Source organism: Embleya sp. NPDC056575, assembly GCF_042793325.1.
Taxonomy (GTDB): domain Bacteria; phylum Actinomycetota; class Actinomycetes; order Streptomycetales; family Streptomycetaceae; genus Embleya.
Genome location: NZ_JBHTVA010000205.1, coordinates 1 through 266, shown reverse-complemented (window position 1 = coordinate 266; position 266 = coordinate 1). Strand labels below are relative to the sequence as shown.

The 266-nt window shown below is 46.2% G+C and carries 1 protein-coding gene; it reads left to right on the top strand.

The features are described from left to right. A partial coding sequence (locus ACFRCG_RS48780; RefSeq protein WP_380043130.1) for a hypothetical protein occupies window positions 1–266 on the top strand: 266 nt, incomplete at both ends.

Below are 266 nucleotides of genomic sequence, written 5' to 3'. Positions count from 1 at the left end.
ACTGGATGTTCCGTATCAATTTTCCCTCGGCCTTTTTGAAAACAGCAGGCTCCAAGGCGTATTGCTTTACGAAGATTCTTTGTGGGAAAGCAAGGTGCTTCAGAAGAAAGTCATGAACGTCAAACTTCTTGCGGCAAATAGTACCGGGCAGCTAAAGAGGCTGTTTGAAGCTTTTTATACTGTACGCCAAATGGATGAAACGGATTTTATCTTTGTCCGCGTTCCGGCTGAAGATATCGGAGCCGCGCATGTGATACAGCAGCAGC